This is a genomic window from Candidatus Rokuibacteriota bacterium, from assembly GCA_030647435.1.
Taxonomy (GTDB): Bacteria; Methylomirabilota; Methylomirabilia; order Rokubacteriales; family CSP1-6; genus AR37.
Window position 1 is genome coordinate 17,828 of record JAUSJX010000156.1, and the last position, 13,420, is coordinate 31,247.

Consider the following 13,420-nt stretch of genomic DNA (forward strand, 5'->3'; position numbering starts at 1 on the left):
GGAGCCGGGCCCAACCGAAGCCTACTCCAATTTGACACCCGCCGGGCCGCGTGACACAGTCTCGCCACCGAGGCCCAGCAGTCGCCGCGTGTCCAAGGGAGACTCCGTATGGCTATTGCCACCGGTCGCACCGTCCGCCCAGAAATGACCGACTCCTATGCCCGGCTCGAAGAGAAGATCCTCGAGCGCGACCAGGTCGGCGCCAGCGACATCTTCTACGACCTGGTCCGCGCGGGGCGTCCCCTGCCAGAGCTCTTGGGCGAGATCGTCCGGATCCACGCGCCGTACACGCATGTGCCGTACCACCAGCGCCTCGACGGCGGCGTCCCCCGCTTCGTGAACAACGACCACTGCCTCCTCAGCTCGCGGGCGAGCACGGACCTGATGGCGCTCCTCCGGCCCGAGCTGGCCTACCTGCCGCTGGCTCAGACCATCTGGTACATCCCGACGGGACTGGATCCCTGGAACCAGCTCCTCGGCAAGATGCCCGGCCACTACGTCCGGCTCTACGAGCTGAAGTTCGAGGGCAAGCCGCCCCTGCCCGAGAGGCACTGGGCCGAGCAGGAGCCGCTCACCATCGACGGCGCCTTCCCGGAGAAGCTCAACGCCTGGCTGACGCTCGTCCAGCGCGGCGAGGTGGTGAACGCGTATCGCGTCTTTCTCGGCCTGTGGGAGGAGGCAAAGGGCGACGGCGCTCTGCGCGGCCAGCTCTTGGCCCAGCTGGTGTTCGCCGGGCTCATCGACGTGCAGGACAGGGTGCTGCACAACCGCTCGTACACGACGGGCCACAAGTCGTACCGCGCCCGCGCCACGGTCCAGCTCGCCCGGGCGGTCGGCTGGGAGAACGCGCGGAGCATTCTCTATGCGGGCGTGCCGGACATCGCGGTCGGCCCCCGCTGGTATTCGACCTACGAGATGGGCTGCCTCGTCGTGCAGAACTTCCTGGACGGCCGGGATCGCGAGCTCCTCGGCAACGACAACGCCTTGACCGCGGTCGAGTCCCTCGCCCTCGTGGAGGCGCTGCTGAGCGGCGAGGAGCCCGCGTACATCGATCTCATCGTTGCACTGTTGAAGGCGGGCGCCGGGCTGCGCCAGATCATCGACACGATCCAGCTCGCCTCGGCGCAGCTCATTCTCGAGACGGGGAATCCGAACAACTACTCCATGTCCCAGCACAGCTACGAGTACAGCAACACCGTGCGCTGGTTCTTCGACAACTTCGAGCATCCGCACCGGCTCAAGCTGCTGTTCGTCGCGGCCGCCTTCGTCTGCCGCGCCGCCCATTGGCAGCGCCATACGCCTGAGAACGGCCCGGTCAAGATCGAGATGCCCCGCGGCGCCGAGACGATGCCCCAGCACCAGCTGCTCGAGCGACTCGACGACGCCCTCACGGGGCTCCGGCCGTACGAGGCCGTCAACTGGACCGCCGCCTACCTCCACGCCGCCTTCGACCGCGCGGCGCTCATCGACACCCTCGCCACGGGCGCCGCCAAGACGGGCAACGATCCCCACAACCAGGAGCTTGGCTCCTGCCTGCTCGAGGATTACGCGCACACGACGGCGCGGGACCGCGACCGCCTGCTGCTCGCCTCCGCCAAGCACACCGCCGGCCACCGGAAATACGGCGACCACATGGAGGCGTACCGCAGGTTCGCCGAAGCGTTCGCTCTCGCCCCCCGGTAGTAGTTCCCGGGTAGTCGGGCGCGATCGTGGGCCCCGCTGCGCGGGACCCACGCTATGCTAGGCGCCGGCCATGACGCTCCCCATCGGGCTCCGCGCGTTCCACCACGCCGACTTTCGCCGCTTCTTCTGGGCCCAGCTCGTGGCGCAGACGGGCACGTGGATGCAGACGGTTGCCCAGTTGTGGCTGGTCCTCCAGCTCACGCCCTCGCCGTTCAAGCTCGGACTGATCGGCTCGCTCCAGTTCGCGCCGATCCTGCTCTTCTCCATTGCGTCGGGCGCGCTCGCGGACCGCGTGCGCAAGCGGCGGCTGCTCATCGGCACACAGACGGCCCTGGGCTGCCAGGCCCTCGGGCTCGGGGCGCTCGTGGCATCGGGTCACGTCGAGTACTGGCACGTCGCCGTGCTGGCGTTCTGCTCGGGGCTCGTCAACGTGCTCGACCAGCCCGCCCGGCAGTCGCTCGTGGCCGAGATCGTCGGGCGCGCCGATGTCGCGAGCGCCGTCGCGCTCAACTCGGCTTCGTTCAACGCCGCGCGGATCGTCGGGCCCGGGCTCGGCGGGCTCCTGATCGCGCAATTCGGCGTCACCCCGGCCTTCCTCATCAACGGGCTCGGCTTCGCCGTGGCGGTGATCATGCTGCTCGGGCTGCGCACCCAGGGAGCGCCGCGGGAGCGGTCCGGCGGAGGCGTCCTGGACGACGTCCGCGCCGGGCTCCGGTATGCCTTCCGCACGCCTGAGATCCGGCTGACGTTGGGACTCCTCTTCATCGTCAGCATCTGCGTCTTCAACTTCACGGTCTACGTGCCGCTGGTGGTCCGCACGGTGCTGCACCTGGGCGCCGAGGGCTTCGGACTCCTCATGGCCTGCCTGGGAGTGGGCGCGGTCACAGGCGCCCTCACCGTCGGCGCATTGGGGGCGCGCCGTCCACCGGTAGCCGTGCTGTTCGGGGCGGCGGCGCTCGCATGCGGCGCGCTCATCGCGCTCTCAGCCGCGCGCGGCTTCAGGCTCGCCGCGGCGCTGCTCTTCTTCACGGGCCTGTTCGGGCTCGTGCTGGTGGCGAGCTGCAACACCGCCATGCAGCTCGCCGCGCCCGACGAGCTCCGCGGCCGGGTGATGAGCCTCTACACCCTCGTGTGGGGCGGCGCCTTCCCGTTCGGCGCCTTCATCGTGGGCAGCATCTCCGAGCACTGGGGCGTGGGCCGGGCGCTGCTCGTGAACGGCACGGCCGGGCTCCTGGGAGTCGCACTCCTGCTCGGCTGGTGGACGCTTCGGGGCGCGCCGGCCTGGAGACGGCGCGCGGAGACCTAGCGCCGCGCCGGTCAGGCAGCTACGACTTCAGGTATTTTTTCCACGCGTCTCCAAGGGGAAAACGGATTCTGGACGTGATAAAGCGCCGCCGCCAGAACCGGATAGTGCCGCAACAGCACGGTCCGCATGCCGTTGTTCTCGACCCAGTCCAGCCCGGCCCGACTGTAGATCTCCGGCGTATAGTCCGTCGTGAAGAACCGGTCGCTCTTCAACCGTCGCGAGGCCATCAGGATGAACACCCGAAACGCCGTGTCGCTGATGCCAAATCCGAGCGGCGGCGTCTCGGCGTACATGCCGACCATCAGGTCCACGTTGTCTACGTCTCCATAGGCCTTCTTGATCTCCTTCGCCCACTCGGGATTGCTCGTCAGCTCCTCGAAGGACTTGACGCGGCGCATGTGGAAGAGCTCCCGGAAGCGGTTGTAGCGAGGCACGCCTCTCTCGCGATCTCTGAGTATGTCGATCGCGGCGAGGTCGATGACCTCATCGGGCGAGCCGTCGTTGTTCCGCCTCTGGAGGCGGCGCATCCACTCCGGGTAGTTGTGGAGAACCAGGGCGCCCGGGTTGGCGATGCCGAAGGAGTAGAAGAGATCCGCCATCCCGGCGCCGCCTGCCAGCGCCCGGGTCCGGGCGAATGGGCCGACCACGTCCAGAGGGTCGCGATCCGTCTCAGAGCCCAGAATGAACGTCTTCAGTTTTTCCCCGTTTGCGACGGCATGCACGTCCACGCTGTCGGGCATGAGGGCATGCATGCGGTAGACCGAGACGAACTCTTCCGTCAGGCAGTAGTCCGCGCCGTGGTGGTCGGTCACCGACCCGGGGATGCCGCTGACCAGCTCGCTCTCGCTGATGCGACGAAAGGCCTTCTTGATCCTCTCCGACGCGAAGCCCCACCAGTTTCCCTTCATCCCGACCTGCAGCGCCGGGTGGCCGAGGATGGCCGGCGTCCACTCCACCGTGTGGATCTTCGCCATCAGCGCCACGTTGACCAGGCGGGCGGTCCGATAGAGCTGGTCGTCGTCCCAGCCGGGATACTCCAGCTTGAGATGATCGCAGATCGCGTTGTGCTCCTTCGCGAACAGGTTGTGCATCAGGCTGAGTCCGAGCCACCAGTTGGCCGACAGCCCCGTCTTCTCCAATCCGTTCTGCTCCATCACGAGAAGCCCGTCAGGACCCAGATCGAGCTTGCCGTCCTTGCCCGCCCGGCAGCGGGCGACGGCCTCGTCGCTGCTGCCGTAGATCTGCGACCCGTCCCACCAGTGCGACTCGGCATTCACGAACGTCGTAGGGCCGTTGCCGTCGTTCTCCACGCGCGTGGGATCGGGCCGGGTGCGGCGTATCCGCATCGGGCACCCGCGCGGGTCTCCCGGCCTGGTCGGAACCTCGATCTCGTTCCCCTTGATGGGAGTGCCGTGATTGAACCAGTCGTGAACCTGGAACTGGATCCATGCCGCCGCAAGAAGGTTCAGGCTCGTCGCCGGCACGAAGCGGCCGGGCGGTCTGGAGAGAAGCGCGTTGCTTACCTCCCACGGATTGGGCTCCAGCAGAGGCGGGGCACGCCTGGGATCCACCTCGCTCAGCGGAATGTTCCGGCCGAAGCGGGCTCCGGGGCTGCTCTGCATGAAGTCGGACGTGTCCGACGGGTTCCGGGGATTCAGGCTGGCGCTCCCCATCCCCGCCTTCGCCAGGTCGTTGTACATCCCGTCGGGCTCTCTCGAGTACAGGTACGCCGGGTTGTACGGCGTGTCCGGCCGCAGTCCCTCGGGCCGCGACACAGGAATGTCCGACGTATTGTGGAGGTTCTTCGCCCGCAGGACCTCGCGAAGCGCATCCAGGTTGCCGATGGCCAGCAGGAGCGGCATCCTGTGCCAGACCAGCCTGCGCCAGATGACAAGGCGGTTGACGATCCGATAGAGCGTCACGTACAGGAACACGCCGAGCGACTTCGGATCGGGCTGCCTGAATACGAGGCGGGCCATGTAGGTCGAGACGACCGTGGTGGCCATGACCATTCCCAGGATATGCGCGACGCGACTGGCCTTCGGCGCCATCAGCGCGCCGACGAACATCGTGAACGCCACCAGGTGCACCGCCCCTCTCTGCAGGCGGATCCATCTGATGTCTCCTCGTACGAGCCACAGCAGCGCGATGTCGAGACCCCACCACAGGGTCAAGACAAGGTCGGGCCACGGTTGGTCTACGATTCGCTCCGGGTTCGGCTTCGGGATGAGCCAGGATTGACTGTGAAAGATCTCACGGAAGTTTCCGTGGAAGGTCGCGATGACCGTCCAGTAGAGGTGTGACAAGAAGGCGACGTAGGAGAATGTCCAGAACGCCCGCCAATGACTTTCAACCGCCCCGGGCTTGAAGAGGATGAAGAAACACAGCGCGGGCGTGAGAAGGATCGCGGTGGCCCAGATGGTGAAAATCACGCGATAGTAGGTCAGCGTGTGGACGGGTGTCCACCCGGCGCGCGTCGCGTACCAGGCCGCATCCTCTGCGCCGATGTGGGCGAGGGCAATCAGCAGCAGAGACAGAATGCCTACCCTGGCAAACCTCGAGTTGATTGGACATGCGGCGCTGGCAGTCATTTGCCTCACCCTTTTCTCGTCGTCGTCACGACGGCAGGGGCGCGCCCCAGCCCGCGGCCAGGCGCCGGGTGCGCTCCACGTACCGCGGGACTCCAAGGCGCGTGAAGAGTGCTAAGGCCTGGGCGAGGTGCGCCCGGAGCGCGTCGCCGTCGCCCCGGGCGTGCGCCAGCTCGCCCAGCGCCAGCTCGGTGCGGGCGACCTCGTGCTCCATGTCTCCCGACACGAACAGCTCCCGCGCCTCGGTCAGGAGCCGGAGCGCGTCCGCCGGCGCTCCCTCGGCCTGTGCGAGGCGGGCGAGCAGCCGGCGGGTCAGGGCGCTGGCGTAGTGGAACTTACCCTCCTTGGCGAGCTCGAGACCCTCCGACGCCACCTGGCGCGCCCGGGCGAGGTCGCCCATCAGGAACAGGGCTTCGGAGAGATAGGCGGTGACCAGGCTCTGGAAGTGCCGGTGGCGGAACTGCACGAACATGTCGAGCGCCTGCTCCAGATGCCCGATGGCTTGAGCGGGCTGGCCGTTCTCGAGATACGCATAGCCCAGGAAGCAGAGCGCATCGGCCGTGTTGAAGGGATCAGGTGAGCGCTCGAGGCTCCGGCGGCAGCCTTCGATCCCGAGCTCGGCGTCGCCCATGAACGCGCGCATGCCACCGCTCGCCCAGGCCGCATAGCTCTGCAGCCGCTTGCTCCCGATCGCCGAACCGATGGCGTCGACCTTCGCCTCCTCGGCCAGGGCCGCGACGAACTGCCCGACAAACGCGTAGTTGATCCCCAGGATGAAGTGGGTCATCCCCAGCCAGTAGGGCTCGATGGTGCGCTCGAGCAGGACGATGGCCTCGGATGCGTGCGTGGTGACCTCGTGCGGCCGGCCCCACCAGATCCCATTCTGGGCCAGCACGTACCGGGCCTTGCCCATGGTGGATTCGTCCCCCGCTTCCCGGGACGCCTCGAGCGCCTTCCGGGCGTGCAGCTCCGAGCGCTCGTTGTCGCCCACGAAGCTCCACACGAGTCCGGCCTGGAAGTGAAAGAGCCCCGTGAGGCGAGGGTCCGCCACGCGATTGAGCCGCTCCTCGTGGGCCACGAGGAGATCGAGGATCTCCCGGAAGCGGCCGAGGAAGACCAGGGAGTTTGCCAGCCGCAGGACGAGCCCCAGGGTGAGCCGATCCTGCGCCTCGCGCGGCAGCCCGGGAACCCGCGCGAGAGCTTCCTCGAGCGCCGCGATCGCCTCCACGTGGGCGTGGCGGGACGCCGCCTTGTCGGCGAAGCGCGTGAGATAGTCGACGGCCTTCGCAGTCTCGCCGGTTCGCGCGAAATGGTACGCGAGGCGGTCATAGACGTCTTCGAGCCGGGCCGCGTGGAGCTGCTCGAGGGCGCGCCCGGCCGCGGCGTGGAGCTCCCGGCGCTGCGGCCCGAGGAGGCTCTCGTAGGCCATCTCCTGTATCAGCGCGTGCTTGAAGACGTACGCCGTTTCCTCGCCTGCGCGCCGCTCGTACAGAAACTCGAGCCGCTCGAGCTCGCGCAGGGAAGCGGCCAGCTGCTCCGCGTCTCCCCACATGGCCGCGAGCGCTTTCGATGACGCGGCCCGCCCAAGCACCGAAGCCGTCTGGAGCAGGCGCTTCTGCTCCTCGGGCAGCCGCTCGATGCGCGCCATCAGCACGCCCTGCACGGTGTCAGGGACGGCGATGTCGGCGTGAAGGTCGCCGCCGTCCGTGACCGCGCGGGTCAGCTCCTCGAGGAAGAAGGGATTGCCTTCGGCCCGGCTCAGGATGACCCGGGCCAGCGGCTCCGGCAGCTGCTGCGCCGGGCGGATTGACTGCGCGAGGCGCAGGCTGTCCTCAGGGGACAGCGGCGGCAGCGCGATCTGGGTCGCGTACGACTTCTCGATCCACGGCGGCCGATACCCCGACCGATAGGTTGTAACGAGGAGGAGCGGGGTTCCCGACAGGCCCTCGGTCAGGGAGGCGAACAGCTCCTCCGACGTCCGGTCGATCCAGTGCAGGTCTTCCAGGGCAATGATCAGAGGGCGCGCTTGGTTGGCGCGCAGGGTGACCCGCCTGAGCGTCTCGAACGTGTTCGCCTTCACCGCTTCGGGGCTCAGGCGCTCCAACGCCCGCGTCTCGTCCTTGAAGCCCAGCAGATTCAGCAGGTATGGCAGCGATTCCCCGAAGGGCAGGCGGAGCGCCTCGAGCCCCGACCGGATCTTCTCGGTCGTCGGCTCGGGCCCATCCGCCTCGGTGAGCCCGAAGCCCTTCCGGATGAGGTCGAGGAAGGGCAAGTACGGGATGGCGCTGCCGTAGGAGACACAACGTCCTTCGATGTAGCCCAGACCCTGGGCGGCGACGCGCCGGCGGAACTCGAAGAGCAGCCGCGATTTGCCGATCCCGGCGTCACCGACGATGCCGACGAGCTGCCCCTGGCCGGCCACCGCCGACGCGAGCCGGCCCTGGAGCACGTCCAGCTCCCGGCTCCGTCCGACGAACGCGACCATCTGCCCGGCGTGGCCAAGGCCGAGCTGCTCGTGCCCCGCCAGGAGATACGCCGGCTCCGCCGCGTCCGCGCCGCGGCCGACGCGCTCGAGCTTGAACCGGCGATCGAGAAACGCCCGCGCCGCCGCGCTCACCACGGTGACGCCCGGCGCGGCGTCCTTTAACAAGGCCGCGAGCGTGACCCAGGCCTGTTGTCTCGACTCGGCGTCGATCTCCACGCGCCCGTACAGCGGGGTCACCAGGCATTGGATCGTGTGTATGGCGATCTTGACGCCGAAGGGCGTGCCCTCTTCCACGTGCAGGCGCTCCAGCGCCTTGCCGATGGTGAGTGCCGCATGCGCCGCGCGCTGGGGCGTGTCCTCGGCCGGATCGAGGCCGAAGACGGCGGAAATGGCGTTCTGCCCCAGCTCGTCGATGTGCCCGCCGAACTCGCGCATCTTGCCCATCAGGGTCTCGATCTCGCGCGTGCTGCTCGGAGGGCTGTCGCTGTCGGCGGGCGGGATGAGCTCCGCCCGCAGCATGGTGATGCGCCGGCGTGCCCATCGGATGCGCGTGGGCGCCGCCGCCCGTTTGGGGGCAACGCGCGCCGGTTCCGCGCGGGCAGCGGCGGCGGGTTTGGCCGCGGCCGCGGCGGCGGGTGCGGGCCCTGTGCGGAGGCCGTACTTCTCGATGCGCGCGCGCACCGTGTTGCGCGAGATCCCGAGGAGAGCCGCAGTGCGCGAGATATTCCAGCCGCATTGGGTCAGGGCGGCCAGCAGGTGCCCGCGCATCGCGTCCTGGAGCGACCCCTGGGGCGCCACCTGCGCGGGGGCCGTCGGCTGCGCTGCGGCCACCGTCGACGGCAATTCCAGGATGTCCGCGCTCACCACGTTGCCCTCGGCGAGAAGCGCCACCCGCTCGGCCATGTTGCCGAGCTCGCGGACATTGCCCGGCCAGCCGTGCTCGAGGAGCCGCGCCTGCGCCTCCGGCGAAAGCGTCTTGGACGGCAATCCATAGTCGGCGCAGGCGCGGGCCAGGAAGCGCTCGGCCAGGAGCAGCACGTCGCGCCCGCGCTCGCGCAGCGGCGGCAGGGTGAGCGTCAGCACTGCTAAGCGGTGGTAGAGGTCCTCGCGGAAGGCGCGCTCGTGGACGGCGGCGCGCAGATCGGCGTTCGTCGCGCTGATGATCCAGATGTCCACCGGCTCGCTCGTGGTGCTCCCCAGCCGCCGCACCACCTGCTCTTCGAGCACCTTGAGGAGCTTGGCCTGGAGCGCGGCTGGAAGCAGCCCGATCTCGTCGAGGAAGATCGTGCCGCGGTGGGCGGTCTGGAAGAGCCCGGCCTTCGCGCGCCGCGCGTCGGTGAACGCCCCTCGCTCGTAGCCGAAGAGCTCGGATTCGAGCAGGGTGTCGGGGATCGCGGCGCAGTTGACGTCCACGAAGGGACCGCCGGCGCGCGGGCCCAGGCGATGGATGAGGCGGGCGACCAGCCCCTTGCCCGTCCCCGTCTCGCCCTGGATCAGGATGGACGGCATCCGGCGGCCGGATTGGGGGCGCGCCAGCAGGCGGCGGACATTGTCCCGCAGCGCCTGGATGGCGGCGCTCTCGCCAAGGATCTCGTCAAGGCCTGCCATCGCGCCCCAATCTACCCGGGTGGTCGGATTACTGCCCGATAATTTACCATCGCCAACCGTGACTGCCGGAGCGAACCCGCTGATTTTCATGCGCTCCTCCATGACGCCCTTCCTTCAGGCGCAGAAGAGGAGCACGCCGCATGCCATGAGGAACAGTAAGCACAGCTAGATCCGCTTGAGGACGAGGCTCGACGGGGAGTTCGGGAAGGGCCAGCCGGGTATCCAGGCCGAGAAGCGCCCGGCCGTGCCGCCGGCGACGACGATCTTCACGTTGGCCGGCTCGCGAAACTTCGTCACGCCGTGCCCGCCCACGTCCGCCAGCGTCTGCTCCCAGACGAACTGGCGCGCGTCCGCCTTCGACCAGCCGTCGGCCGCGATCGTCCTCGCGTGCTCGGGCCCGATCACCAGCACGGTGTCGCCGAGGCCGGCGTGGGTCTCGCTGGCGATCACGATCCCGCTACGGGCGATCGTCGCCAGGATCTCGCGCGCCGTTCGCCCCTGCGTGTTCGCCACGACCTGCGGCGCCTCGGCCGCGATAGCGGCCACCGTGCTGTCGCCGGCGGCGAAGCTGTGCTCGACGTGGAGCGGCTCCCACGGGCTCGCCTCCTCGTTCTCGCCGATGCAGTAGGAGTACCGGCCCGTCTGGGAGAAGGTGGACATGCTGATCTCACCAGGAATCGCGCCGCCGATGTTCTGCCACACCAGGCGCACCGCGCGGCCGATGGTCGCGTTGGCGCGCCAGCCCGGGCCGAAGACGCCCGCGCCCGAGTTGACGTCGAGCGCCGCGCGGACGGGACCGTTCACGATGAGGAGCGGGGCCACGGCGTCGGTCGTGCCCGAGACGCCGACGAGCGCGAAGGCAGGGTCGCAGATCGCCTCGACGGCCGCGATCACGACCCGCAGGTACTCGGGCCGGCATCCCGCCATGACGGCGTTGATGGCGATCTTCTCGACCGTGGCGCGGCCGAGCCGCGGCGCCACAAGCGCCACCAGCTCGTCGCCCTGCCGCCCGCTCGCTTCGACGGCAGCGGCCACGCGCGCGGCCGTCGGCGCGACGACGGGCAGGCCGTCCGTCACGCCGCGCGCGTAGAGCGCCTCGAAGGGATCCGGCTCGGCGGGCACGGTCAGCCGCGCCTCAGTCGCGCGCGCGGTCGGTCAGGACGGTCTTGATGTCGTTGACGACGAGGTCCGGCACCAGGAAGCCCGCGCTGTAGATGTTCCGTATATAGCCGTCCCGATCCAGCAGGAACACCTTGAGGACATGACTGTACCGGCCCGTGAACCTGCCGCGCGGGTCGTACACGGGCGCGCGATCCTGCCCGTAGCTCTCGAGCACGCCCTCGAGGACGCGCGTGGAGGGCGCGGTCATGAACCGCCAGAAGGCGGGATCGGCGCCGTAGACCCGCGCGTACTTGGCGAGCTGGGCCGGGCTATCGCGCCCGGGGTCGAAGCTGATCGAGAGGAGCACGACGTCGCGGTGGAGACCCTCGTCCCTGAGCCTCCCCTGCAGATCCTGGAGCGCCAGGCTCGCCAGCGGGCAGCCGAGCCTCTCCGGACAGGCGGTGTAGATGAAGCTCACGACGGCGACCTTTCCCGCCGTGACCCGCTCGGTGTCCACCGCGCGCCCGGTCGAATCCTTCAATAGGAAGCCCGCGACCCGCTTGACCGCCGGAAGCTCGTAGCTCCCGGCGGCCGGGGGAACGAAATTGGGCGAGAAGACCCCCTTGACGAACTCGTCCTCCAGGCTCAGTGCTTCGTGGGCTGCCGCGGCACCCGGAGCGACCGCGAGGCCGACGAGCAGCGCGAGCACGAGCTCAGCGCGGCGCAGCATAGGCGCTCAGGCGCCGGTCTCCGGGCGCGGGGCGCGCCGCCCGCGAGCCGAACGCCTTGCTGTTGAGGTTCATGATGTGGGCCCGCCCGACGGCGTTGAAGTCAGTGGTGAACTTCGGCACCAGCTTCCCGCCTTCCCAGGCGTAGGCCTTGAGCCAGTAATCCCCGGGCTTGTCCCACTGGGAGAGGAGCGAGTTGGTGGCGTACAGCCGCTTGCCGTCCCACGACGAAGAGACCATGTTGGCCGTCTCGCCCAACTTCACCTGCTCGATCAGCTTGCCCTCGAACGGATTCGTCACGTCGTATACCCGGAGCGTGCCGTCGCCGAAGGAGTTGACGTAGATCTTGCTGTCATCGGGGGCGATGCTGATGTCCACCGGGATATTGGCGCCGATCTCGGCGATGTTCTTGGTCGCCCACGTGCCGTCCTCCTGCTGGTAGATCAGCACGAGCTGTCCCGTCAGCGCCGTCGCGGTAAACGCGTAGTTGTGGTTCGGCAGGAGCGCCCAGCGCAGCTCGAGCGGGGCGCCCGGCACGCGGAGGACCTGGAGCGGCTTGCGCGCGTGGAAATCCCAGACGATCACGGAATCTCCGAAGTTCTTCATCGCCTCGCCGTCCTTGATCAGCTCGCCGAAGGGCCGCATGTAGTTCTTCTTCCCGGCGAACGAGGAGGTGAGCATGCGGTTCAGGTTGACGTTGACCCGCACGTCGTACCCGTACGGCGCCTCCTTCGGCATCCAGATCGCGCGGATGAACTTGCCGTCGTTGCTGTACTCGGCGAGGCCGGTGCGCCCGGAGCCGTCCTGGGCGTTGGACAGGGCGGAGATGAGCATGCGGCCCGGCAGGGCGTAGAAGGTGTGCGGCCCGACCATACCGCCCGTGTCCTTCACGAACGTCGAGATCGTCTTCACGAGCTTGGGCTTGGCGGGATCGGTGCCGACGTCAAAGACGAAGATCCGGCTGGTATCGAGGCCGCCGGCCCAGAGGAAGCGGCGGTCGTCGGTGAACCCCGCGTGATGGGCCTCGTGCCGGCCCGGCACCGGCGAGCGGTGGATGATCTTGCCGTAACCGGCCGACTTCGGATTGGCGTCCACCGTCACCATGCTGTCGTTGCCGTCGCCGAGCCCCTTGATTCCGAGCGTCCAGACATAGATGTAGTCTTCCTGTCCGGTGACCTTGGGAAGGAAGGGCGACTGGCAGGTCTCGTCCGCCGCGGCGGCTCCAAACCACCCGAGGCCAACGATACCGGCGAGAATGAATCCCAGGGCTCGCATCCTGGCAGGTCTCGTGATCATGTCCTTTTCCCCTTATGGCTTTAGATCATGGGTGCGCTGGACATCCGAACCGAAATGGAGGATCAGGGTAGGGCCGAGGTGGAATCCTGTCAAGGGCTGCGCTGTGGATACCGCAGCCGATGTGGATCGCGAAAGACGCGGCGGACCCCGATCCACGCCCTGTATAATCGCGGCGGTATGCCGGAGATATGGTTCGACAGGTGAGCGCGCGCACCATCACTGTCACCGTGACATTCTTCGCCGATCTCCGCCGGTTCATGCCGCGCGGCGAGGACGGGCCGCAGCGCTATACCATTCACGAGGGCGCGGCGGTCGCGGACCTTCTGGCCGCCATCGGCATCGAGCAGGGCGCCGAAGTGACCATCGCCGTCGACGGTGAGCTGGCGGGACGTGACACACCGCTGCGTGACGGGGTCGAGGTCATGCTGCTGAACCCGATGGAAGGGGGAGCCGCAGGCGCAGGCGAGGCGACCACACAGATAGTCGGGGGAGCCGCAGCCGTAGGCGAGGCGACCACACAGATAGTCGGGGGAGCCGCAGCCGTAGGCGAGGCGACCACACAGATAGTCGGGGGAGCCGCAGCCGTAGGCGAGGCGACCACACAGATAGTCGGGGGAGCCGCAGC

Annotated in this window: 8 protein-coding genes; 2 read left to right on the forward strand and 6 right to left on the reverse strand. The window is 68.4% G+C overall.

Annotation, left to right across the window (positions count from 1 at the left end; translation table 11 throughout):
- Positions 1-108: 108 nt before the first annotated feature.
- Positions 109-1,683 carry a hypothetical protein gene (locus Q7W02_27320; GenBank protein ID MDO8479838.1) on the forward strand — a complete coding sequence of 525 codons (1,575 nt, stop codon included), beginning with the start codon at positions 109-111 and terminating at the stop codon, positions 1,681-1,683.
- A 70-nt stretch (positions 1,684-1,753) separates the two neighbouring features.
- Complete coding sequence (locus Q7W02_27325; protein ID MDO8479839.1) at positions 1,754-2,989, forward strand: MFS transporter; 1,236 nt, start codon at positions 1,754-1,756, stop codon at positions 2,987-2,989.
- An 11-nt stretch (positions 2,990-3,000) separates the two neighbouring features.
- Here Q7W02_27325 and Q7W02_27330 read toward each other — a convergent pair whose 3' ends face one another.
- The 6 genes from Q7W02_27330 to Q7W02_27355 all read right to left on the reverse strand — a co-directional run.
- Entirely contained in the window at positions 3,001-5,580 is a 2,580-nt protein-coding gene (locus tag Q7W02_27330; GenBank protein MDO8479840.1) for a peroxidase family protein, read from the reverse strand.
- A gap of 25 nt (positions 5,581-5,605) precedes the next feature.
- The gene (locus Q7W02_27335) at positions 5,606-9,670 is read right to left on the reverse strand and encodes a sigma 54-interacting transcriptional regulator (GenBank protein ID MDO8479841.1); all 4,065 of its coding nucleotides are present in this window, start codon (positions 9,668-9,670) and stop codon (positions 5,606-5,608) included.
- 165 nt (positions 9,671-9,835) lie between these two features.
- Entirely contained in the window at positions 9,836-10,792 is a 957-nt protein-coding gene (locus Q7W02_27340) for a hypothetical protein (protein ID MDO8479842.1), read from the reverse strand.
- Between the two features lie 13 nt (positions 10,793-10,805).
- Positions 10,806-11,501 carry an SCO family protein gene (locus tag Q7W02_27345; GenBank protein ID MDO8479843.1) on the reverse strand — a complete coding sequence of 232 codons (696 nt, stop codon included), beginning with the start codon at positions 11,499-11,501 and terminating at the stop codon, positions 10,806-10,808.
- Complete coding sequence (locus Q7W02_27350; protein ID MDO8479844.1) at positions 11,485-12,774, reverse strand: selenium-binding protein SBP56-related protein; 1,290 nt, start codon at positions 12,772-12,774, stop codon at positions 11,485-11,487. Before Q7W02_27350 ends, Q7W02_27345 begins: the two co-directional genes overlap by 17 nt.
- Before the next feature lie 110 nt (positions 12,775-12,884).
- Positions 12,885-13,420 (reverse strand): hypothetical protein (locus Q7W02_27355; protein MDO8479845.1); only part of this gene is annotated, 536 nt, incomplete at its 5' end.